Consider the following 25,746-nt stretch of genomic DNA (forward strand, 5'->3'; position numbering starts at 1 on the left):
ACTTTTGTCCCGATTATGAAGAATGAAATTTTAAAGACGGCAGCAGACATGTTCTTGAACTATGGATTCAAGAGTGTCACCATGGATGAAATTGCCAATGCTTTGGGAATGTCAAAAAAAACACTCTATCAAAATTACTCCAATAAGGAAACCCTTGTTGAAGCAGTAGTGCTTTATATGTTTGAAATTATTTCCACGGGTATTGACGAAATCAGAAAAAAAGAAAACAATCCTATTGAAGAAATTTTTGAAATAAAGGAGTTCCTTATGAGACACCTCAAGGATGAAAAATCATCTCCTCAATTTCAACTTCAAAAGTATTACCCTAAAATATTTGAAAATGTAAAATCCAAACAACTTTGCGTCATGCAAGATTGTGTGGTGTGTAATTTGGAACTAGGTGTTTCCTTAGGGTTATATAGAGAATCCATTGATGTTCCATTTATATCAAAAATATATTTCAACTGTATGATGGCTTTAAAGGACAAAGAATTATTCCCACTAGAACGATTCTCCATGCGGTCCTTGATGAATCATTATTTGGAATACCACCTTAGGGGAATTTGTACCCCAAAAGGATCTGAAATTCTTGAAACCTATTTAAAAAATCAAACATTACCCAATGAAACAAACCCTGATACTAATCTTTAGCCTTTTATTAGGCCTTCCTATCCTTTCTCAGGAAATTCAGGAGCAAAGTTTTAGTTTACAAGAAGCAATCGATTATGCATTGGAGCATAACCGATCTGCGTTAAATGCTCAAAAAGACATTGAGGCAGCCGAACAACAAAAATGGGAAACCACGGCAACCGGTTTACCACAACTGGATGCTAAAATTGACTATCAAAACTTCATAAAACAGCAAGTTCAATTAGTTCCTGCAGAATTTTTTGGCGGAAATCAAGGCGAATTCTTACCTGTTACCTTTGGAACGAAGCAAAGCGTCAATGCTTCAGCTACATTGAACCAATTGTTATTTGATGGTTCCTACCTAGTAGGCTTACAATCTGCCAAAGTGTATTTGGAAATCTCAGAAAACGCCAAAGAAAAAACCGATTTAGAAGTTCGCAGAGCGGTAATCAATGCGTATGGAAATGTTTTGCTCTCTAAAGAATCTGTAGAAATATTGAATAGAAACATTCAGGTAGTTGAAGAAAACTTGAATGAAACGGATAAGATTTTTCAAGAAGGATTGGAAGAGCAAGAGAGTGTCGAGCAATTGCAAATCACCCTTTCTGGTTTAAAGAGCAACTTAAACAGATCTGAAAGACTGGAGAAATTGGCTTATCAAATGCTTAACATTACTCTTGGTTTGGATATCAATTCTCCTGTAACGCTTACCGATGATTTGGAAGCCTTGGCATTACAAAACATGAGTTTAGACCTACTGAATGTTGAAGAAAATGTGAGTAATAATATTGACTTTCAAATTGCAGAAAACGATAAAATTTCCAAAGAGCTACTATTGAAATTAGAAAAAAGCAAGTTTTTACCAACTCTTAGTGCTTTTGTTAATGGAGCCTATATGGGTAACAGTAATGATTTCTCTTTCTTGCAAAACGACCAGCTTTGGTATGGTTCCTCCCTCTTAGGTGTTAGTTTGAACATTCCCATATTTAGTTCTGGAATGCGAAGTGCCGCAACCCAACGGGCAAAAATCAATTTGGAAAAGGCCGAAACAGATTTAACCGAAACAGAGCAACAAATAAAACTGGAAATCGCAAAAGCCAAAACGGAGTATCAATATGCCATCGAAGATTATGAAATCAAAAAAGAGAATTTGGAATTGGCAGAACGCATTGAGCAAAAAAACCAAACAAAATTCTTTGAGGGAATTGGCTCCAGTTTTGACTTAAGACAAGCCCAAACTCAGCTATATCAAGCACAACAAGACTTTTTACAAGCCATGTTAAATGTGATCAACTTCAAAGTTGACCTAGAAACGGCTTTAAATACTATTAACAACTAATTTTTGAAAATCCTTATCATGAAAAAGATATACATCCTTTTGGCCACTGTCCTTATTCTTACCTCTTGTGGAGGAGAAAAGAAGAAGAATTCCGTAGAGAATGTCTTAGAGTCAAAAAATATTGAATTACTTAGAAATAAAAGGACTGAAATTGTTGCAAAGCAACAGGAGATTGCCGACCAGCTTAAGCTTATTGATGCAGAAATCTCTAAGCTGGATACCGTTAAGCATGCTCCTTTGATTACTACCATCAAGGTGAATACTGAAGAATTTGTGCATTACTTAGAAATACAAGGAAATGTTACCACCAAAAACTTAATTACCATTTACCCTGAATATAATGGAATCCTAACTCAAGTTTTTGTAAAAGAGGGGCAAAAAGTAAACAAAGGTCAAATTCTCGCCAAGATTGATGACGGTGGATTAAGCCAGCAATTGGCCCAACTTAAGATTCAAGAAGATTTGGCTAAAACCACATTTGATCGCCAAAAAAGACTTTGGGAGCAAAATATTGGTAGCGAAATGCAATACCTTCAAGCCAAATCAAATTATGAAACACAAGCTGAAGCAGTCAATCAATTAAAACAACAAATCGGAAAAACTACGGTGACAGCTCCTTTTTCTGGAACCATTGACGATGTTATTACAGAACAGGGCAATGTGGTTTCGGTAGGCATGTCTCCCCTATTCAGATTGGTGAATTTAAGCGATATGTATATAGAGACCGATGTGCCTGAAAGCTATTTGACAGATATCAAAAAAGGGAAATCGGTAATCGTTGATTTCCCAATTCTAGGAAAACAAATAGATACCGAAATCAGACAAGTGGGTGATTATATCAATCCGGCAAACCGCACCTTCAAAGTGGAAGTAGCCATTCCAAATGATGATAAATCTATTAAGCCAAACTTAACGGCCAAACTGAAGATCAATGATTACACCAGTGAAAAAGCCCTATTGATTCCTCAGAGTATTATTTCTGAGAATGCCCAAGGCGAACAATTTATCTATACAGTTAAGGATAAACAAGGTGAAAATGAAGGAAAAGCCCAAAAAACCATTATTAAAACAGGTAGAAACCAGGGGGACATTGTTGAAGTACTTGATGGAATTACAGATGGAGAAGAAATAATCATGGAAGGTGCCAGAAGTGTTAAAGACGGGCAACCTGTAAAAATCATTGAGGTTAAATAACCTTGTTACAGCTATTCATTGATCCAAACTAGAAACCAATGACCAAAAATAAAAAACAAGTCGATAAAGAATTTAAATGGTCTTCTTGGGCCATTAACAACAAGACCACCATTTATGTCCTCATTTTGGTTTTCTTTTACTTAGGTATTTCCGCCTTTTTTGAGATGCCAAGAGAAAACTTTCCTGAGGTAAATGAAACCAAAATTTATGTCAGCACCATATTTCCTGGAAATACGGCTGAGGACATTGAAAAATTGGTCACAGACCCTCTTGAAGATGAGCTGAACACGGTGAGTAATGTGGTTGAAATAACCTCAACCTCTCAGGAAGATTACTCCATGATTGTAGTGGAATTTGATGAGCACTTAACCGTAGAACAAGCCAAACAAAAGGTTAAAGATAAAATTGACACCAAAAAATCCAGTGAAGATTGGCCCACATTTAATGAGGCCAAAGTAGAACCAGATGTGTTTGAGTTGAGCATGTCTGAAGAGATGCCCATTTTAAATATCAATATCTCTGGGGATTATCCTATTGAGAAACTGAAGGAATACGGAGAAGTTCTTCAAGATGAGATTGAAGACCTTATGGAAATCAAAGAGGTTGCCATTAGAGGTGCTCAAGAAAAAGAAGTTGAAGTAGCTGTAGACATCTATAAAATGATGGCGTCTCAAGTTACTTTCAATGATATCATTGGAGCTATAAATGGAGGAAATACGACCATGTCTGCCGGAAATCTTATAGTAAGTGGACAGCGGAGAACCATCCGTATTTTAGGAGAAATTGATAATCCTGCACAACTAAACAATTTTGTTGTTAAGTCTGAAGACGGACATGCCATTTACTTAAAGGATGTAGCTAAAGTTTCTTTTCAAGAAGAAGATAAAACCACATTTGCACGTGAATTTGGACAACCTGTGGTGATGCTTGACGTGAAAAAACGAGCTGGAAAAAACATGGTGGATGCCGTTGATAAGATAAAAGTGATTGTAGAAGATGCTATTGAAAATGAATTTCCGCAGGATTTAAAAATCACTTACGCAAACGACCAATCATCTGTTACCATTGGTCAAGTAGATGACCTAGTAAACAACATCATCTTTGGGGTGATTCTGGTTGTTACCGTTTTGATGTTCTTTCTTGGATTTAAAAACGCAGTATTTGTTGGTTTTGCCATACCTATGTCTATGTTCATGTCTTTGATGATTCTAAATTTCTTTGACATTACGCTGAATACCATGGTGCTTTTTGGACTCATTATGGGACTAGGAATGTTAGTTGACAATGGTATTGTAGTTGTTGAGAACGTATACCGACTAATGGATGAAGAAGGCATGAGCCGTAAGAAAGCAGCCAAAATGGGAATAGGGGAAATTGCGTTTCCTATTATCATTTCTACAGCGACGACCGTGGCAGCATTTATCCCCTTAGGTCTTTGGCCAGGAATTATGGGTGAATTTATGATTATCCTACCGCAAACCTTATCCATTGTACTTGGGTCATCTCTTTTCGTTGCTATTTTCTTTAATTCGGTACTAGTATCCCAATTTATGAGTACTGAAGATAAAGACATGCCTCTCAAGCGTATCATTGTATTGACCTCGATTATTGCCTTTTTTGGTATCATAGTTTATGTCGTGGGTGGTGATTACCGCGCCTTGGGAAGTTTGATGGTTTTTACCGCGATTATGTTATGGGTGTACCGCATCTTTTTACGTAAATGGGCAAACAATTTCCAAACCAAGACACTAGTTAAACTCGAGCGCTGGTATGAAGGTCAATTGCGTTGGGCGCTTTCGGGATGGAGACCTTATGGTTTGACTATTGGAATCTTTGCAATGTTAATTATTTCAATTTTTGGATTTAAAATTTCTCTAGAACAAAAAAGAACCAAAGTGGAGTTCTTCCCTGACAACAAGCCCAATCAAATTATTGTTTATATCGAATATCCTGAAGGAACAGCCATTGAAAAAACAAATGCTATTACCAAGGAAATAGAGAAACGTGTTTATACCGTTTTGAATGATAAAGAATATACTGACGATGACTATAACTATATGGTGGAAAGCGCTGTTTCCCAAGTGGGAGAAGGAGCTGGAAACCCGCAAACTGACGGTGGATCTGCAGCAGAAATGCCCCATAAGGCTAAGATTACGGCCTCTATGCGTGAGTTTAAATACCGAAGAGGAAAAGACAGTGAATTACTAAGACAAAAGGTTCAGGAAGAATTAGCTGGTATTTATCCAGGGGTACTAATATCCGTAGAAAAGGATGCTGCTGGTCCACCAGCTGGATCTCCAATTAATATTGAGCTACAAGGTGAAGATTACGATCAATTGATTAACACCGCAGAACAAATGCGCGAATTCATCAACAGTAAAAATGTCCCTGGAGTTGATGAACTTAAAATTGATGTGAATAAGGACAAACCAACCATGCGTGTTGTTGTAGATCGGGAAAAAGCAGGGGAAATGGGTATAAGCGCCGCTCAAGTAGGTCAACAACTTCGAAACTCCGTTTTTGGTTCCAAGGCAGGAATCTATAAAGAAGGTGGGGACGATTTTGATATTTATGTGAGGTTTAATGAGGCTAACAGATATAATTTAAATGCCTTATTCAATCAAAGAATCACATTCAGAAACAATAAAGGACAATTGATTGAAGTTCCTGTTTCTGCAGTGGCTTCCTATGAGAACAATTCTGGATTTAATGCCATTAAACACAAAGACACCAAAAGGGTTGTTACCGTGTATTCTGCTTTAGCACCTGGTTTTACAGATGCAGGTGCTGTAGTATCTCAAATTCAAAATGAAATGAAATCCTATGAAGGACTTCCTGAGAGTATTAAAATTGATTACACAGGGCAAATTGAAGAGCAAAAAAAACAAATGACCTTCTTGGTAAGTGCCTTTTTCACAGGACTGATGTTGATTTTCTTTATCCTAATCTTTCAATTCAATTCAATCTCCAAGCCAGCTATTATTATGATTGCTATCTTCCTAAGTTTTATTGGGGTATTTGGTGGACTCATAATTACAGGAAAGGCCTTCGTTATTATGATGACAATGGTGGGGATTATTTCCTTGGCTGGGATTGTTGTAAACAACGGGGTGGTTCTTTTGGATTATGCACAACTATTGATTGACAGGAAGAAAAATGAATTGGATCTAGACGATGAGGAATATCTTGAAGAAAAGGACCTGTTTGAAGCTATTGTTAGAGCAGGGAAAGCACGTTTAAGACCGGTATTGCTAACCGCGATAACCACCATTTTGGGCTTGATCCCTTTGGCCATAGGTTTAAACATCAACTTCTTTACCCTGTTTAAAGAGTTTGACGCCAATATCTATTTTGGAGGAGATAATGTAGTCTTCTGGGGGCCATTGGCTTGGACTGTAATTTATGGTCTGTTTATAGCCACCTTCTTGACCTTGATCATTGTTCCTATTTTGTTTTTCCTAATTACGAAATTCAAAATGTGGTTAAAAAATAGAGTTAAGGATACCGAAGCTTTAACCTCCTAAAATTAATTTTAATTAAAGAAAAGAAAAACGCTTCCAAATGGAAGCGTTTTTTATTAGTTTAAATGAAGTTCTACCACTATAGGAAAATGATCAGAAGGATAGTGTAAATCCCAATTATCACTCAAAACGGCATACTTGTTTACCTGGATGTTTTCACTTACGAATATAAAATCAATTCTTCTTGTGACCGGTTCATTGAAATGAAACCCATTGAAGGTCCCAGTGGGCCCAAAAGCCATATTGGAAATGGTTTTGGAATCCTTTAAAGTCCGAAGAATATATTGTATACTTTCATGTTCTGGCTCCATATTAAAATCACCCGTTAAGATTACTGGTAAACGTTCCTTGTTTAGCTCTTGGATTTTTTCAATAATTAATAGGGCACTATTTTTTCTAGCTTCCTTTCCAACGTGATCAAAATGGGTATTGAAGACCCAAAATTTCTCATCGGTATCTTGATTTTGCAGCAAAGCATAAGTACAAACACGGTTACAAACAGCATCCCAACCCATACCAACTTTTTCGGGAGTTTCAGACAACCAGAAGGTAGAAGATTCCAGTACTTTAAATTTCTTCTTTTTATAAAAAATAGCCGAGTATTCCCCTTCATCCTTACCATCGTCCCTACCAACTCCCAATGAGGCATATTCTGGTAATAAAAGAGACATATCTTTCATCTGATTAGGCATCGCTTCTTGAACTCCCATCACGTCTGGCTCATGAAATTTTATTTGATTTATAAAAAATGGCTTTCGGTTGGTCCAGCTATTTTCACCTTCCTTAGGGTAATCCAGCTTAATATTATAAGTCATTACTTTTAATTCTTGCGATTGCGCAAGAACAACCAATAACATAAAAATTCCAGTAACTATTTTTTTCATGATTACTCAACTAGTATAATTTCACTCTTGTCTGAAATACCGTTTTCATTAAAAGCTTCAATGGTAAAATAGTAAGGTGTATCTCTATCTAAACAACGCATAAAATGTTCATTGGTATCATAAACCAGCCATGACTGGTACAATTTATCTGGAGCAATTCCCCAACGAATATTATATCCTTGTGCTCCATTTACCGCATTCCATTTAAAAGTTGCATCCCTTCTATCTTTTTCACGCTCAATATTAAATCCTTCAACCTTTTTGGGTTTTTCACCAAGACCCAAACCAAAAACTCGAAATTCTGACATGGCAAAATTGGCTCCCGGTACTTTAATATTTTTATAACGAACAAACTTGGCCTGTACGGGGTCATCCAGTACGATGTATGCATTTGGAGCATCAATGTCACTTTGACTTCTATCAACCACCGTTTGCCATTGCTCACCATCCTCTGACACCTCTATTACAAATTGATGTTTCAACCCTTCCGTACGGGTATAGATACCTGTCTCGTAATCGTGAAAATTAAGTTGGAAAGCGTGAACTTTTCCAGGGTTTACCATTTCAATTTTAATCCATTGTTTATCGTCATTAGCTTCAGACACCCAAAACGTCTTTGGATTTTCATCCGTAAAGACTTTAGAAATTATTTCTCCCTTAGCATTAGTTTCTACAGGTAATTCTGTAACCTTTACTTCATCATCATTCGAAGTAAATTTCATGATTTGTTTTAAGGAGGAGGAAACCGTAGCATCCCCTTTATAAGAAAGTAACATCCATCCGTTATGCTCTCCTGCTTTTGTAGGATGACTGGGGGCATATCTAGGATAATCGCCATAGGACGTATTAGAGTACATCAAACCATCGGTATCAAAAAAGGTAGGAAACATACATAAACGGCGCTCCCATTGTGAATTTGAAGCCAAGGCCATCGTTGCAAAATGCCAATATTGTCCATTGGTTTGTTTTACGGTAATACCGTGTCCCGCCCCATTAGTAAAACCTCCCGGTTTGAAACTCATAGGGTTGTTTTTCATGTATGTAAATGGCCCTAGTGGTGTTTCACCCACATAAACTCCATCAGCATACACATTAAACTGGGTTCCAGGAGCTGCAAATTGTAAATAGTATTTTCCGTTGTGTTTGGTCATGGAAGCTCCTTCCATATAACCTTCTTTTAAAGTAGGATGAAAATTATTTTCTCCAAATCGCTCCCAGCCATGTTCATCTTCAACTAAGTTGATTAATTCTTTCCTGACTCCTGTTTCTAAAAAACGATCATCTCGATTCAGCATTTTCACCTGAATGGGGTGCACATTTGATGAACCCCAATACAAATATGCTTTTCCATCATCATCTATGAATAATTCGGAATCTTGAATGTTATTTGAAATGGAAGAGGTTGGTGTCCACAAACCTTTTTTAGGATCATCGGTGTACAAGATACTTCCGTAACCTGCCGGATCACCAGCAAAATACACTAAGGAATCTTTATAGTTAAAAGCTGTTGGCGCGTTGCTGCCTTCAAAAAACCATTGTTGCGGTTTTATGAATTTCCAGTTGACTAAATCTGTGGAATGCCAATACCCAAACGAACGTGTTACGAACATATAATATTCGCCTTTAAACTCGATAACTGCTGGATCTGCACCAGAGCGATACGATATGTTTCTACTTGAATTATAGACCATATAGGTGTAGTCTATATCTAGCGGATTGATGTAAGTTTCTGAAGTATTTTTAAGCTGTTCTTTGTTGGTTTCAGCTGATTTAGATTCATTATTTTCCTCTTTTTCTTTACAAGAAAAAAGCGTTAAAACCAATAATATCAATAGTTGTAATCTCATTTTTTAGTTTATTTTTTCAATTGAAAATCCATCAATTCCAACCAAATATCCATTAGAATATCCAGAAGATTTATAGTCTTTTCCAACAATTTCAATTTCAAAATTATTAATCCCTTTATTGAGTTGGACTTCACCATAGGAAATAGCTCCAGTTGGCTGAACACCTTCAGCAAAACCATCAACCAATTCGCCTACTTTTTTGCCATTTACAGACAACTGAATAATGGAATAATCTTTGGCTTTTGTGAAAAAACCATCAAGCTTATACAAACCGGATTCTTCAATGGTAATAGGCATTTTAAGTGTTGCTCCAGATTGCGCCTCAACCCACCATAACTGTTGGTCATTTCCCCAAAGATGTCTTTCGACAGGCATATTTTGAATTTTCAACGAACCGTGAGAAACGGTTACATTGTCAATAAAATCCTCAGCTTCAATATTGGGTTTGGGCTCAAAAGATTTTACGGTTTTTTCGTGAGCTTTCTTTAAGCCAATTATTTTTTCAATGATATCAGGATGGGCTTCGGAAACATTATATTTTTCAGATGGATCGTTTTCCAAATTGAATAATAATGGTGGATTATGAACGTTTTTTGGTCCGCTAGGATAAGCCGTTTGGGTTATAAAATGTGCTTTCCATTGCCCTGACCTAACTGCAAAAACTTCTTTTCCACGATAAAACATAAACGCATCATTTGTAACTGCTTTTTCACCTTTTAGTGATGATAAAATATTTTGTCCGTCTAATTGCGTTTCGGGTAATTTGGTGTCACTTAAGGCGGCAATGGTTGGTAATAAATCCAAAGTATTTGTCACGTCTTCGTTTACAATGCCTTTTGGTATTTGGGTTGGCCACCACGCAACCATTGGTACTCGGTAACCGCCTTCCCAAGTGGTTCCTTTTCCGTCTTTTAGTAAGCCTGCTGAACCGCCCTTTTCTTTGTGCATTAACCACGGACCGTTATCACTTGTGAAAATAACCAAAGTATTTTCAAGCTTTAATTCTTTTAGTTTTTTAAGGATTTGCCCAACGCTCCAATCCAATTCTTCAACCACATCGCCATACAATCCTCGCTTGCTTTTGCCTTCAAAATCGTTGGAGGCAAATAGCGGAATATGAGGCATACTATGCGCTAAATACAAAAAGAATGGTTTGTCTTTGTTATCAGAAATGAAATCCAAAGCTTTTTCAGTATATCGTTTTGTAAGTGTGGTTTGTTCTGCTGGTCGTTCAATAATATCTTCATTGTGCATTAATGGCACATTAAAAATGTTCTTTTCGGCGATGTAATCCATATCGTTAGAATACGGAATACCATAATATTCGTCAAATCCCTGAGTAGTTGGCAGGTATTGTGGCAAATGTCCTAAATGCCATTTACCAACTGCCATAGTCGCATAATCTTTTTGTTTTAAAACTTCGGCAATAGTTACTTCTTCGGCTTTTAAACCGTTTTCAGAATCTGGAAATAACACGCCACCTTTCATAATACCTTCAACCAAACCAGTTCTAACAGGATATCTTCCGGTTAGTAACCCAGCGCGACTTGGTGTGCAAACCGGTGCAGCCACGTAAAATTGAGTGAAGCGCATACCTTCATGAGCCATTTGGTCTAAATGCGGTGTTCTTATGGTTGGATGACCATAACTGGACAGATCGCCATAACCCATATCATCCACAAAAATCACGATGACATTTGGTGGATTTTTAGGTTTTGATTTCTCTTCAAATTTTATCTGTTTACTTCCTAAAAAAAAACTAATACAGTATAAAATTGAAAGCCCTAATTTGATCATGGCGTATAATCTTTATCTTTAATAGGGTCATAAGCTGTGCCTGTATGACCTCTTAATTTTTCAAATTGTTTGTAAGCCCTCTCTACTTTTTCCTTTGGAGCTTGTTCCAACTCTTTTTCTGTGACTTGATATTGCTCTTCAAGTTCTGCCAGCCTTTTTCTTAATTCAGCTTCAATGGCATCATACTCTGGATTATCAATCTGATTATGAATTTCCTTTGGGTCTTCTTCTAAATCATATAACTCCCAGGTATCAATATCATCATAAAAATGCATGAGCTTATAGCGATTGGTCCTTACTCCATAATGCTTTTTCACCATGTGAAATGCTGGATAATCATAGTAATGGTAATACACGGCATCCCTAAAATCTTCATCTTCCATGGTGTTTTCCATTAAGGGCCTCAAGGATTTACCTTGCATATCATTTGGAATTTGAGCCCCTGCATAATCCAAAAATGTTTCGGCAAAATCTATATTTTGAGTCAGAGCGGTCACTTCAGAACCTGCTTTGATATGGCCAGGGTACTTCATCATCAAAGGCATTGCCAAAGATTCTTCATACATGTAGCGCTTATCAAACCACCCCTTCTCTCCTAAATAAAATCCTTGATCTGTGGTATAAACCACTATGGTATTTTCCTCTAACCCATTTTCTTTAAGATAATCCAAAATTTCCCCAACACCTTCATCAACTGAAGCAATCGTAGCCAAGTACTCTTGTAAAAATCGCTGTCCTTTATATTCTGCCAATTCCCTACCAGACAAATTAGCATCATGAAACGCATCATTTTTGGCAGCATATGCTGAATCCCAAATTTTTCGTTGCTCAACAGTCATTCTATCAAAATCATTAGTCCAGGGATTCCAAGCCAATTCAGGGTTTCCCTTTTCTTTAGTTAATTTTAAATCATGGCCCTCATAGGTGTCCTTATAAATGGTTTGAAGTTGTTCCTGAGAACCCAAGGATCCCTCATGATTCGTAAAATAAGTATCTGGAAGAGGGAACTTAATGGAATCGTATTTGTTCAAATGACGAATAGCTGGCATCCAATTTCTATGAGGCGCTTTGTGTTGAACCATTAGCATAAACGGTTGTCCCCCATCCTTAGCAGCCTTCATAAAATCTAGGGCTTGATTGGTAATAATGTCTGTTGCATAGCCAGGAATATCCAAAGTATCAGCCGTTTTACCTTGTTCTCCTTGTTTGATAAAGGTGGGATTGTAATAGTGTCCTTGATCTTCAAGAATGTTCCAGTAGTCAAATCCTTGCGGTAATCCATTTAAGTGCCATTTTCCTACTAACCCCGTTTTATAACCCTCTTTTTGAAGCATTTTTGGAAAGGTCGGTTGGCTTCCATCAAAACTTTCTCCATTCATCCTAAACCCATTAATGTGGCTAAACTTACCTGTTAAAACTACCGCTCTACTTGGTCCACACAACGAATTGGTACAAAAATTATTTTTAAACAACACGCCTTCATCTGCAATTCGGTCAATATTTGGGGTGGGAGCCAACTGTCCAATAGGATGACCATATGCACTGATGGCTTGTTCGGCATGGTCATCTGCCATAATGTAAACGATATTAGGTCTTTTGGCGTCTTCCTGCTCGGGCTTTTCTTCTTCTTTTTGTTTACAACTTTGACTTATAAGTATTAAACAAATTAGGTATAAAATATGTTTCATTAGGATTTAGTTTTAATAATGGTCGTTTGAATAACCTCATCATTAATAATCGTTCTTTCAAAAAATTTGAAGACCATATCCAACTCCTCATAAGGAATTCGTGAAATTTCATGCTTTCCTCCTTTAACAATGTTAAAATAATATGAGGTTTCAAAGTCTTCTAACTTATCTACAATCACCTTTGCTCCATCTAGAAATAAATAACCAGGCTTCTCTGGGTCACAAAAGTGATGTGGCGCCGATGCAAATGGCACTAAGTTATCTTCTGTGCCATGGTAAAAGACACTAGGTATAGCATTCTCTTTTGTTATGTATTCAGCATTTACAATAGCCCCAGCACATGAAAACATGCCAGCAAATTCAACTTGCTTATATTTCTCTAAATCATCTGCAAAATGCTCTTTCATAAACACCGCGTTCAAGGTGCCCTCTGCTCCAGCACTACTACCTCCGGCAATAAGGAGCTTGGTGTCGACATGCAATCGATTAGAATTGGAAACCACAAAGGCTGCTGCATCTAAATAATCAATAGCTGCTTGTTTAAAAACCTCCAGTTTATCCTCTTTTGTACAATCGCAACCGAATCCTGTTTTGGTACCTTTTCTAAGTAATCTATAAGAAATAGAAATACCGATATATCCATGCTGTGCCGCATATTGGCAAAGTTCTGCATCATCTTTAAAATCTCTAGAACCCACAGAAAATCCACCCCCATGCATCCATAACAATGTAGGTAGTTTATCCCCTGCCTTAATATTCTCTGGAGTATAAACATCCAGTTTTAAAGTATCCTTTCCTTTAATAGAATAGGTATAAGTTGTTTTGGTTTGTGCGGTCGCATATACACCAAGAAATAAGAAAAGTGCAATAGTTAAAACTCTCATTTAATTAATTTTTTTTATTAAAATGCCACTTAGGACGGGTTTACCTTCTACTGGTTTTAAAGTGATCTTGAGACCTTCATTCTTCGGAATAAGGATATTTGATATGATATTAACTCCATATTTTTCTGGATATTCTGAAGCCAGGTTGACATTTTTCTGAACCAAATACCCATTAAGATATATATCAAATATGCGACGGTTTGTTACTTCAACAACCTCAGCAGATTGGGTCAAATTATAAATGTTTTGAGTGGGTTTCATTTTTGGTTCAACAAAAAATAAACTTACTTGATATTCACCGCTAGGTATATCTACTTTATAATCGGTACATCCTTCTAACATGGTTTGAAACAAGGGGTCTGATGTAGTGTTTCTAACATTAAACGGAACGCCTTGATTTTTATCCTTGGTCATACCATAAGGGGCTCCACTTAGATAACCAAATCCTGGGGTTTGATATGTCTGGTCTGGTACAAATGTGAGATTTCGTTCTTGATCATGAAAATAAAAATGTCCCCCAACATTAATCCCAAACTGGTCAAAGTTTTTAAAATCTAAGGTCTCTAATTTATTAACTGAAACCACTTTTTCTACAGAAGAATTACCGGCCTCTAACCTCAATATGTTTTCACCATCTCGAAAAGGAACTTCCACGCTTGCTGCCCCATTTTCAAATGAAATTTCACCCAAGTTTATTCCATTTACATAAACCATCCCTTTAGGTTGATTTGAATACACCTGAATAGGATAAGTTTCATCTTGAAACAAGGTTAGTCCCGACAAGAAATTTGTTACGACATATACAAAAGGTTCTCTTTTATCTAAAACTGATTTATACCAGAAATAAATATCCTTTGGAGTTCTATCGTATTGCACTATTCCTTTTTGATTGACGTGCGGTATGGCGTCTCCTCGAAATTCTGAACCAAAATCTGCAAAATTCCACGCTGTCATTCCTGTCATAAAAGGTCGTTCCTGAATCTGTTCTACATAAGATTGATGCAACTTAAATTGGTAATCTGTTGAGAAATCAAACTTTTTTGGGGTTTTTGTAAAAATGCGAACATCGGCTCCAGGACCGTATTCAGAAAGTAACATGGAACGTTTTGGAAACCGTTGGTGCTGTTCATCTAAAAATGAACCTAAGTCCTTTATCTCAGCATCGTACCACCCAAAATACAGGTTCCAACCTAAAACCATTGGTAGATCTGCAATGCCTGTTTCATTATAGATTTCATTTAAATGGCAAGCCATAACGGTTAATCTATTTGGCGCCAACTCACGGGTCAAATTCTCCAATTGATTGGCTAATTTAAGTGTGGTTGATTTGAGTGCAGTTCGTTCTTCTTCAGTGTATTTATCAAACACCATACGAATGAAAATTTCATTCATATACCCAAACATCACCACCGAAGGATAATTATAATATTGTTTAATATGCTCCTTTTGCATGTTGATACAAACATCAAAAAACTCAGGAGAGTCTGTTACTTTATTAACGATGGGGATTTCAGTCCAGACTAAAATTCCCAGCTCATCACACAGCTTATACAAATCCCGATGATGGGGGTAATGAGCAAACCGTATAACATTCCCTCCCATATTTTTAATGAGATAAATGTCCTTTTCCTGAAGTTCAATGGGAACCGCATTACCTAAACCTTGAAAATCTTGATGTCTATTGACTCCTATTAATTTAATCGGCTTCCCATTTAAAAAGAATCCTTTATCAGGGTCCACAGATGTCCATCTAAAACCTACATGAGAATGCTTTGTTTCTAACACTTCCCCATGAGCATCTTTTAATTTTAGAACAAGGTCATATAAATAGGGTTGCTCTGGCGACCACAGCCTTGGTTGATAAACCAAAGGCAATTTTACTTTAAATTCATTGGATGATTCTGCCGGTAATTTGAAAGATTCTGTGCGGCTTTTTACTAATTCACCATTGGCATCCAATAATTCCATATACAGAGATACCTGAGAATTTGTATTGGAGGTATTATCTAATATAGAAGAAACTTCAACCCCAGCCTTTTCATTTGAAACTTCATAATAATCGACATAGAACCCTTCCGAAGCAAAATCATTGAGACTAAAATGTTGCTTTGGTAAAGAAATGAGTTCAACCTCCCGACAAATCCCTCCATAAAAGGTAAAATCGGCATTTAAAGGTGGGATGTTCTCATTATGAGAGTTGTCAACTGTAACTTCAATAAGATTATATTCCCCAAATCTAATGAATGGTGTGATATTAAAATTAAATGCTGTATATCCTCCTTTGTGATTACCAATTAACGTACCATTTACGTAAACGGTAGCCTCTTGATTAACGGCATTGAATTTTAGAAATTGAATTTGATCCTTTTCCTCTACAGGAATATAAATTTGTTTTTTATAATATCCTTGACCTCTCCTATAACCAGGGTAATCATCAAAAGCATCTTCAACATTCCATGTGTGGGGCAAATTAATGGTTTCCCAAGTATTGTGATCCTCTGAAAATTGCCAGCCAGAGTTTATGGTTTGCGTTTGGCAAAAGAAAACATCACAGCAAAACAACGCTAATAATAGGATGCTTGCTGTAACGTTTTTGCCAGATGGTAATTTAAATTTGATAATAAATATTTAAGTTATTTCAATATCAATTTAGTGGTTTGTTCGCTATCGTTTACTTGCATTCTAAGGAAATAAACTCCTGAACTGATTTGCTGATTATCATGTCTATCCCAGGTAAATTGGAAATTCCCTGCAGGTTGCTGTGCATCTAGAAGTTTAGAAACCAAACTACCGTTTATATTATAAATTTCCATTTTAACTTGAGAAGATTCTTTCAAATCCATTCTTACCTCCAAAATATCAGCAACTGGATTTGGATAGAAACTCAACATGTTTTTTAATTTAAAATCGCTTACAGAAAGTGGTGCATCAGATTTAATAATCTCAATAGCTCCTAAATAATAAAACCCGAAACTATTGTCATTGTTTGGTCCAGGCTCTGCCGTAAAAGTTATTTCTCCACTTCCGTTTGGCTGAATGTTCATAGCATCTGCTGTATTTGCCGTATTGTTGGAAGTGTTCAACGCAACCACTTCTGTTGTAGAACCTGCAACTGTATATTGGGTTTCCCTGTTATCGCTCACCCCATTTCTTGAAGCAAAAATCGAAAATGAGTAATAAAAAGAGGGATCTAATCCAGTTAGGGTAAAACCTCCTGTAGCCTCTAAACTTCCATTAAAGGTAGACGTTTCACCAAAAAAACTATCTGCTGCTGCTGATGAAGGAAACGGCAATGAAGCATCTGGGGTAGGATTTCCTGCTGTATTAACCGTATCAAAAGCATCATCAATGGTTAAAGTAACTCCAGTACTAGCCCCATTTGAGTCTATTAAAACACCTGAAAGCCCATCAGCATCTACTGCATTTGCTACTGAAAAGTTGTTCCAATTACCCTCAGTTTCATTCGTTGTAATACCAAAATCAATGTATGTATATTCCTGAGCGAAGGAAATACAAGAAAATAAAGCGAAAATAAATGTAATTTTTTTCATAATTCATTAATTTAAAATTAGACGTTTGGTTAAAGACTTATCATTATTGGTTATAGTCATGAGATACACCCCATTTTCAAGATTCCCTCTAGACCAAGAAATTTTATGATTTGAAATTTGATGGTTACCGTCATAAACTCTTGAGCCTAGAAGGTCATAAACTTGAATATTGGCTTGATTTCCCACAAATTCGCTATTGCTTACAGTACAGGTTTCACTCACCGGATTAGGGAATAATTTAAATTCTGTGCTAAATAAAAATTCTTCAACACTCAAAGCATTTTGGACTGCAATATGCACTCCCTTACCTAACACTCTTTCAAAAAGAATAAAATGGGCATCATCATTCATATGAATTCCATCCCCAGAATCGTATTCAGATAAAATGCCATTCCCATCAGCTTCTCCTAAATCAGTCCAAAAGTCAATCGTATTTTCCCCAAACATGGTATATGTCTCATCTATCATATCCAATTGAATATTTAAATTGGTGGTATTAGATCCAAAATCTCTTGGTTGTGGTGTCGTTACCCAAAGTGGAATATTAGCATTTGCTGCCACGTCACTTATCAGACCATAGTTATACAATTGGTCAGCTACCGGGTAGCCACTAGCGGCGTCATTTGATGGAAGATTGATAATAATTCCACCTGCTTCCAGTTCGACAGCCTTTGATATGTTTCGTTCCACATCGATGGTTCTATTAACTCCCGCAGGAATTGGTGTCCCAGTTGGCAAAATATTGTATGTAGCAAATCCACCTAATGCCAAATTAACCACCTCAAATCTGGTATCCATTTCCGTGAGATAGGTGTTATATCTCCACACCCATGCATTGTTAAGATCGGAAGGACCTGTTCCGGCCGCTGTTGAGGAACCAAGCACTATAATTCTATAAACTTCTCCCTCATTAGGGATTACTTCAAAAACATTTTCACTTGTATCAGTTAAACCCTCTCCCGAAATTCGAACCAAACATTCATTTGAAATTTCATCAGGAACTACCATATCATAATGTTGCGCTGAACCTACTGCAGTTGCTATAGTAGACCATGTGGCACCATTATCTGAAGAAAATTCTATCAGCATATCAGGAACTGATATACTAGTCCATTTAACTCTCACAGTCTTTCCAACTTCCCATAAATGACCTCCATTAGGATAATTAAGAGCCAGTTCTGGGTCAGGAGTGGTATCTGATATTGGTGTTTCACTAACAATCAACTGTACCGCCCCTAAATAATAAAACCCGAAACTATTATTGTTATTTGGGCCCGGCTCTGCGGTCAATACAATCTCCCCACTTCCGTTAGGTTGAATATTCAAAATATTGGCCGTATTCGTCGTGTTATTGGCTGGGTTTAATGCTTGAGAATCTGTAGTTGCTCCTTCTACAGTATACAAGGTTTCACGATTATCACTCACTCCTGATCTTGAGCTAAAAACGGAAAAAGAATAATATAGGGCAGGATCCAAATTAGACAATGTAAAACCGCCTGACGGATTCACATTACCATTAAATCCCGATTCTGTTTCCCCAAAGAAACTATCCATTGATGCCGAAGAAGGAAAAGGCAAAGCCCCATTAGGGCTTGATGTCCCGTTGGAATTAATATGGTCAAAAGAATCGGTGAGCGTAAACAGGATTCCCATATCAGCACCTGAATCATCTATCAAGTTTGCTGTAAGGCCTTCTTCGTTCTGTGAAGAAACCACTATGTTATTCCAATTGCCAGAAGTTGTGTTGGATGAACCTCCAAAATCTATGTAAGCATATTGTTGAGCAAAACCAACATAGCCTATCATAATTAATAAAAAAAGTAATAGTCTCTTCATAATTATAAAATTTAATTTGTGTGCTTTATTCTAAATAAAAACTCGTATTGAACTTAAATTCTGAGTTTGGGGCAATAGCAATTTCAAATTCTCCCGGTTCCACACCAAAAATCATGTCGCTGTTATAAAATTTCAAATCCTCAATAGAAATTGAAAAGGAAACCTTTTTACTTTCACCCTTTTTCAAGAATATTTTTTCAAAACCTTTTAATTCTTTCACAGGTCGGGTAACACTTCCTACTTTGTCATGAATGTATAACTGCACGATTTCATGCCCATCCATATTTCCTGAATTAGTAATGGTTATTGAAGCCTTCAAAGTTCCATTAGCATTTAAGGTCTTGGAAGACAATGTGAGATTCGAATACGTAAATTGAGTGTAACTCAAACCATATCCAAATGAGAATAAAGGTGAATTTGGCACATCTATATAATTACTTTTATAATCTTCCTTAGGATTAGTCTCAGGAATTGGCCTTCCTGTATTTTTCATGTTGTAATAAATAGGCACTTGCCCCACATTCCTGGGGAATGTCACTGATAGTTTACCAGAGGGGTTCACTTTACCAAATAATAAATCTGCAGTTGCTGCACCACCCATGGTACCTGGAAACCAAACTTCTAATATGGCATCAACCAATCCTACTTCTTCAGAAAGATTTAATGGACGTCCATTCATGATCACCAAGGTGATTTTTTTATCAGGATTAGCTTCTCTAATTTTCTTAATAAGCTTAGGTTGTAATCCAGGAATTTTCAAGTTGGTTCTTGAAGCCGCTTCCCCACTCATATGATGCCCTTCACCCATTACCAAAACAATTTCTTCTGCTTGTTTTGAAACTGAAATAGCTTCAGCAAAACCTGATTCATCATCCTTTAAAATATCACAACCCTTGGCATACAAAATTTGATTGGACTTGAGGTATTCTGAAACGCCCTCAAAGACGCTGACTGCCTTCCCCTGCCTATCACCTTTGGCTGCCCAATTTCCTAGAATATCATATTCATCTTTGACTAAGGGTCCTATAAAAGCTATTTTATTTGTGCTTTTTGAAAGCGGTAAGGCTTCACTATTGTTTTGTAGTAATACCGAAGATGCCGCTGCGATCTCTCTGGCTTTAGCTAAAAACTCCGGTTTATATTTAGTAGTGTTTTCTCGTTCTTCATTAATGTATCTGTAGGGATCTTCAAATAATCCCAATTTGTATTTAGCTAATAGAATTCTTCTACAAGCATCATCTACATAACGCTTAGGAATTTGACCTTCCTCTACAAGATCTTTTAAAAAATGATGGTACAATTTACCCACCATATCCATATCTACTCCTGCATTCATACCAATTCTAGCGGCGTCAATACTATCCTTGGCAAATCCGTGAGGAACTAGCTCATTAATAGATGTATAATCTGAAACCACAAATCCATTAAAATTCCATTCATCACGCAGGATATCTCGTAAGGTGAATTTATTCCCAGAAGTCGGCACCCCATTTAACTCATTAAATGCAGACATGAACGTTTCCACTCCAGCATCTACCGTAGCCTTGAAAGGGGGTAAATACACATTTCGTAATTCCCTTTCACCCATATTCACTGTGTGATAATCGCGGCCTGCTTGAGCTGCTCCATACGCTACATAATGTTTAGCACAAGCCAAAATCGTATTAGGCTGCGATAAGTCGTCACCCTGAAATCCTTTAACATAGGCTTTTGCTATTTGACTACCTAGGTACACATCTTCACCTGCACCTTCTGAAATGCGCCCCCAGCGTGGTTCTCTAGAAATATCCACCATGGGTGCAAAGGTCCAATGCAAGCCCTCTGCAGAGGCTTCTTCGGCTGCAATACGCGAACTTTCTTTAACCATATTCAAATCCCAACTACATGACATTCCTAAATTGATTGGAAAAATGGTTCGGTGACCATGAATCACATCATAACCAAACAACAACGGAATACCAAGTCTAGATTCTTCAATAGCGATTTTCTGTAAGTCTCTTGTACCTTTGACCGTAAATGCATTCAGCATTGCACCCAAATTGCCTTCACGGATGTATCTACCATTGTCTGTTCCTACGATAGGCCCCGTTTGATCCCAACTTCCACTATACATTACCGTCTGACCAATCTTTTCTTGAAGGGTCATAAGCTTCATTAAGGAATCGACTTTTGCCTCATAGTTTTGGGACCAAGAGATAATTCCTGTCAGAAAAGAAATTAAAAAGGTCGTATGCTTAAGCTGATTCATATCAATCTATTTTGCTTTAATTATTTTGGTTCGTTCTGAAATGCCGCTTTCATTAAAAGCTTCGATAGTGAAAAAATACTCGGTATCTTTATCCATACCTCGGAAATCGTAAAAATCCTCTTCATAAACCATGATGCTGTTATATAACTTATCAGGAGCAATTCCATAATAGATGTTATACCCTATTGCTTGTCCTTGCTTTTTCCAAGTAATCATAGCATTTCGCGAATCTTGCTGGCTTCTATCAACCTTAAAACCAGAAACTGATTTTGGCTTCTCTGATAACCCTTTTCCAAAAACTCTAAAATCGGACACTGCAAATAATCCAGAAGCATTATGAATATTTACCATCTTGATATAACGTGCTTGTTTGGATTTTGTTAGCTGCACATAATCATGTGGCACATCTTTATCATTCCTAGATTTATCAACTACCAAAGTCCAATTTTCAGCATCATTTGACATGAATATTTGATATTGGTAATAGATATCCATCGCTTTATTAAATTGCGTTGCCTTATGGTCTGCATAGTTAATTTGAAGCGCCTTTATTTCCATGATTTTGCCCAAATCAACCTGAAGCCACTCACCATTATCTGCTGTTTTTGCTGACCAGTAGGTTTGTATGTTTTCATCTGTTAGATTTGAAGCTCCATAACAGATTCTTTCATAAACCTTTTCTCCTCCATGATCCATTCTGTTTGTCTCCACATCCTGACATGCTTCAAATGAAGAAACGGTCACAGGTTTTTTATAGGATAGTAACATCCAGCCTGAAGAAGCACCCTCTGAATGATCTCTTCTTTCAGTTGGAAGCAGAATTGGAAAATCACCATAAGACGTAACAGAATACATCACATCATCTTTATCAAAACCAGCAGGAAACATATCAATTCTTCTTTCAAAACGATCTTTAACTGATATTTTACATGTTCCTGTATTCCAATAGTTTCCGTAGTTATCTGCAAAAGTATTTCCGTGACCTGCTCCAACTACAAAGCCCCCTGGCTTATAGGACATGGGATTGTGTTTTTGATACTCAAACGGTCCTAATGGATGATCTCCAACATGAACACCGTTGGCATACCCCTTAAATTCAGTTCCTGGAGCACCATATTGCATATAATATTTACCGTTGTGCTTAGTCATCCAAGCACCTTCAATAAAATTACCCCAAGGTGCAGGTTCCATATCATTATTGGGTCCAAAACGTTCCCAGCCATGTTCTGAAGGCTCTAAACCGACAACTTCCTTTATTTCCCCGTATGGTTTCTGAATATCATCAACTTCGGTCGCTTGATATAAGGTTTCATAATCTGCTTGATCTCCTTTAGGCAGCCACGTATTATAATCTACTTCAACACCCACAAGTGGCAATTTTCCGCTTGAACCATAATACATATAAACTTTACCATCATCATCCTGAAAAATAGCCGGATCCCAAGTGGGAAGCATTGCTGTATTAACATGTCTTGTCCATCGTCCAGATTTTGGATCGGCCGTTTTCCAGATTGGGTGATCTCTTTTCCAAGTAGAACCTACGTAAAACAACGTATCATTCACCACCCAAGCCGCAGGAGCACATTGGTCATCTTCTCTAGGATTTCTTTGAAAACTGCCATAAACGAAATTCCAATCTGACATATCTTTACTCCAAAAAAATCCCGCTTGATTGGTAGCAAATAAATAATAATCACCTTTATAGGTAATAATGACAGGGTCTGCGCTTGATCTGCGAGACACAGGAATATTATTATGATTTTCAGTCACATAATTGTAGCCAATATTTATTGGGTTACAATAAGTTGTTGCAGGAATATTAGGATCAAACCACTCCGTTTTCCCGTTGGTCTGAGAGACCAACTTAATTGGAATGGATCCCATTACTATTAGAATAAACAATAAAAACTTGATCCTATTCATGCTTATACATTTTCTTTAAACACCAATGACAAAGTCTTCATGCAGCCATGAATTTATTAAGTCATTATTTGTCTTAGGTTTTTAGTTTTTTAATTCAAATTCTCTCATCATTTCAGTCGCTGAATCGGTGCCAACAAAAACTTGGAAAGCACCTGGTTCTGCAACAAAATTCAAATCGTAATTATAGAATTTTAGATCCTCTTCTGTTATAAAAAAGGTCACCCTTTTAGTTTCTCCTTTTTTAAGGTCTATTTTCTTGAATCCCTTCAACTCTTTAACCGGTCTGGTAACAGAACCTACAACATCCCTGATGTATAGTTGAACCACTTCCTTACCGTCATAATTTCCCACATTGGTTACATCAACTGCAACTTGAATACTTCCATCGGCACTCATGGAATCTGCACTCAAACTGTAATTGGAATAATCAAACTTGGTGTAGCTTAAACCATATCCAAATGGAAATAGAGGTTCATTTCTAACATCTAAATAATTACTTCTGAATTTTTCAAACCTTCCTTCCTTATTCGAAAGAGGTCGACCTGTATTCTTATGATTATAAAAAATAGGAACTTGCCCCACATTCATAGGGAAAGTGGATGTCAATTTTCCGGATGGATTCACATCTCCAAATAAGACGTCGGCTATGGACAAACCTGCTTCGCTACCAGGGAACCAAACATTTAAAATAGCAGGTACCGTTTTATTTTCTTCTACAATAGCCAAAGGTCTTCCTGTAAATAAAACTACCACCACTGGTTTCCCAGTCTCCAACAAGGCGCTTAATAAATCCTTTTGGGCTTGCGGAATTTGAAGTTTGGAAACGCTACTACTTTCTCCACTTAACTCGGCTGTTTCTCCTATCGCAGCTACAATAACATCAGATTTAGAAGCAACCATCAAGGCCTCATCTATTAATTGTTTATCACTTTTATCATCCCTTGGGATTTCCTTATTAAACATGGTAATACGTTTCTCAAAATCTAAATCAAAATCTACATTACTTCCCTTGGCATAAAGAATATTTACTTGATCCCCCACTGCTTGTTTTAAGCCATCCAATACTGTAATAGACTTTTCTTGTTTAGTAGCCACACTCCAGGTTCCTGCCATATTAACAGCTGTATTTGCTAAAGGACCAACCAAAGCAATAGTTCCTGACTTTTTTAGAGGTAACAGTTGATTTTCATTTTTCAACAACACCATAGATTCAGCTCCAACTTTTCTAGCAAAATCCCTATGCTCTTCAGAGAAAACCTCGGTCTTGGCACGCTCCACATCACAATATTTATAAGGGTCATCAAAAAGGCCTAGTTTGTATTTGGCAGTTAAAATTCTTTTAACAGCTGTATCAATATCATTCATCGTCACCTTCTCTTCGTCCAATGACTTTTTTAAAGTGCCTGGTAAACCCTCACCAACCATATCCATATCAATCCCAGCCTTTAGTGCTAAGGCAGAAACGTCCTGAAGATCACCCATTCCATGAGCAATCATTTCAGGAATCCCAGTATAATCTGTAACTACAAAGCCATCAAACCCCCATTGATCTCTCAATAAATCAGTCATCAGCCACTTGTTACCAGTTGCTGGTATCCCATCTACTTCATTGAAGGATGCCATTACCGATCCTACTCCCGCTTCAACTGCAGCTTGATAAGGATATAAATATTCGTTAAACATTCGGTATTTACTCATATCTACCGTGTTATAGTCCCTACCAGCCTCTGGCGCTCCATATAGCGCAAAATGCTTCACACAGGCCATCATAGTATTGTTTTGGGTTAGGTCATCACCTTGATAACCTCCTACCATAGCTTTTGCTATTTCTCCACCTAAAAAGGGATCTTCTCCATTTCCTTCTGAAATTCTACCCCAGCGTGGATCTCTTGAAATATCCACCATAGGCGAAAACGTCCAGTTGATACCATCGGCAGTAGCTTCCTGAGCTGCAATTTGAGCTGTTCTTTTTATCATTTCCATGTCCCAAGTACAAGACAAACCAAGGGGAATTGGAAAGGTAGATTCATAGCCATGAATAACGTCCATACCAAAAAGTAAAGGGATTTTAAGACGGCTTTTCTCAACTGCTATTCGCTGTACTTCCTTAATTTTTTCTACGGATTTGATATTGAATAACCCCCCTACTTTCCCTTCTTCTATCTTTTGGGCTATGTTAGAGCTTTGTGCTTGTCCCGTAGTTATATCTCCAGAAGACGGTAAGTTTAATTGGCCTAATTTCTCATCCAAAGTCATCAACCCCAAAATGGAATCCACTTGAGCCTCAAATGGGTTTTCGGTATTGGAATTAGACACCTTTGTTTTGTTGGAAGCTTCTTGATTACAGGACATCATTGAAAAAATAAGCAATCCTGCAGTAAGGGTTTTTAGTTTCGTCATTGTA

The 25,746-nt window shown here is 37.2% G+C and carries 15 protein-coding genes; 4 read left to right on the plus strand and 11 right to left on the minus strand.

Going from position 1 to position 25,746, the window contains the following annotated elements:
- Window positions 1-15: 15 nt before the first annotated feature.
- Genes ZA07_RS04400 through ZA07_RS04415 form a run of 4 tightly spaced genes read left to right on the plus strand, consistent with a single transcriptional unit; the run spans window position 16 to window position 6,687 of the window.
- Window positions 16-651, plus strand: coding sequence for a TetR/AcrR family transcriptional regulator (locus tag ZA07_RS04400; protein WP_053970524.1), 636 nt, complete (start codon window positions 16-18; stop codon window positions 649-651).
- Window positions 623-1,969 carry a TolC family protein gene (locus tag ZA07_RS04405; protein WP_053970525.1) on the plus strand — a complete coding sequence of 449 codons (1,347 nt, stop codon included), beginning with the start codon at window positions 623-625 and terminating at the stop codon, window positions 1,967-1,969. The genes ZA07_RS04400 and ZA07_RS04405 overlap by 29 nt, the downstream gene beginning before the upstream one ends.
- An 18-nt stretch (window positions 1,970-1,987) precedes the next feature.
- A complete protein-coding gene (locus tag ZA07_RS04410; RefSeq protein ID WP_053970526.1) occupies window positions 1,988-3,163 on the plus strand; it encodes an efflux RND transporter periplasmic adaptor subunit in 1,176 nt (391 codons plus the stop codon).
- A 38-nt stretch (window positions 3,164-3,201) separates the two neighbouring features.
- Window positions 3,202-6,687, plus strand: coding sequence for an efflux RND transporter permease subunit (locus ZA07_RS04415; protein WP_053970527.1), 3,486 nt, complete (start codon window positions 3,202-3,204; stop codon window positions 6,685-6,687).
- Between the two features lie 53 nt (window positions 6,688-6,740).
- Here ZA07_RS04415 and ZA07_RS04420 read toward each other — a convergent pair whose 3' ends face one another.
- From ZA07_RS04420 to bglX, 11 genes are all read right to left on the minus strand, one after another.
- Window positions 6,741-7,568 (minus strand): endonuclease/exonuclease/phosphatase family protein, encoded by an 828-nt coding sequence (locus ZA07_RS04420; RefSeq protein WP_053970528.1) that lies wholly within the window; start codon window positions 7,566-7,568, stop codon window positions 6,741-6,743.
- 2 nt (window positions 7,569-7,570) lie between these two features.
- Complete coding sequence (locus ZA07_RS04425; protein ID WP_082316511.1) at window positions 7,571-9,415, minus strand: family 43 glycosylhydrolase; 1,845 nt, start codon at window positions 9,413-9,415, stop codon at window positions 7,571-7,573.
- Between the two features lie 3 nt (window positions 9,416-9,418).
- Complete coding sequence (locus ZA07_RS04430) at window positions 9,419-11,212, minus strand: sulfatase-like hydrolase/transferase (protein WP_082316512.1); 1,794 nt, start codon at window positions 11,210-11,212, stop codon at window positions 9,419-9,421.
- A complete protein-coding gene (locus ZA07_RS04435) occupies window positions 11,209-12,900 on the minus strand; it encodes a sulfatase (protein WP_053970529.1) in 1,692 nt (563 codons plus the stop codon). Before ZA07_RS04435 ends, ZA07_RS04430 begins: the two co-directional genes overlap by 4 nt.
- A complete protein-coding gene (locus tag ZA07_RS04440; RefSeq protein WP_053970530.1) occupies window positions 12,900-13,784 on the minus strand; it encodes an alpha/beta hydrolase in 885 nt (294 codons plus the stop codon). The genes ZA07_RS04435 and ZA07_RS04440 overlap by 1 nt, the downstream gene beginning before the upstream one ends.
- Window positions 13,785-16,346 (minus strand): glycoside hydrolase family 2, encoded by a 2,562-nt coding sequence (locus tag ZA07_RS04445; RefSeq protein WP_053970531.1) that lies wholly within the window; start codon window positions 16,344-16,346, stop codon window positions 13,785-13,787.
- A gap of 71 nt (window positions 16,347-16,417) precedes the next feature.
- The gene (locus ZA07_RS04450) at window positions 16,418-17,335 is read right to left on the minus strand and encodes a T9SS type A sorting domain-containing protein (RefSeq protein ID WP_053970532.1); all 918 of its coding nucleotides are present in this window, start codon (window positions 17,333-17,335) and stop codon (window positions 16,418-16,420) included.
- Window positions 17,336-17,341: 6 nt separating this feature from the next.
- A complete protein-coding gene (locus tag ZA07_RS04455; RefSeq protein ID WP_082316513.1) occupies window positions 17,342-19,171 on the minus strand; it encodes a T9SS type A sorting domain-containing protein in 1,830 nt (609 codons plus the stop codon).
- Between the two features lie 25 nt (window positions 19,172-19,196).
- The gene (locus tag ZA07_RS04460) at window positions 19,197-21,419 is read right to left on the minus strand and encodes a glycoside hydrolase family 3 N-terminal domain-containing protein (protein WP_053970534.1); all 2,223 of its coding nucleotides are present in this window, start codon (window positions 21,417-21,419) and stop codon (window positions 19,197-19,199) included.
- Between the two features lie 6 nt (window positions 21,420-21,425).
- Window positions 21,426-23,303, minus strand: a complete 1,878-nt coding sequence (locus tag ZA07_RS04465) for a family 43 glycosylhydrolase (protein WP_369793526.1) — start codon at window positions 23,301-23,303, stop codon at window positions 21,426-21,428.
- A gap of 120 nt (window positions 23,304-23,423) precedes the next feature.
- Window positions 23,424-25,742, minus strand: coding sequence for a beta-glucosidase BglX (gene bglX / locus ZA07_RS04470; RefSeq protein WP_082316579.1), 2,319 nt, complete (start codon window positions 25,740-25,742; stop codon window positions 23,424-23,426).
- Window positions 25,743-25,746 lie beyond the last annotated feature (4 nt).

Origin of the sequence: Mangrovimonas sp. ST2L15, from assembly GCF_001280515.1 — a bacterium.
GTDB classification, from domain to species: domain Bacteria; phylum Bacteroidota; class Bacteroidia; order Flavobacteriales; family Flavobacteriaceae; genus Mangrovimonas; species Mangrovimonas futianensis.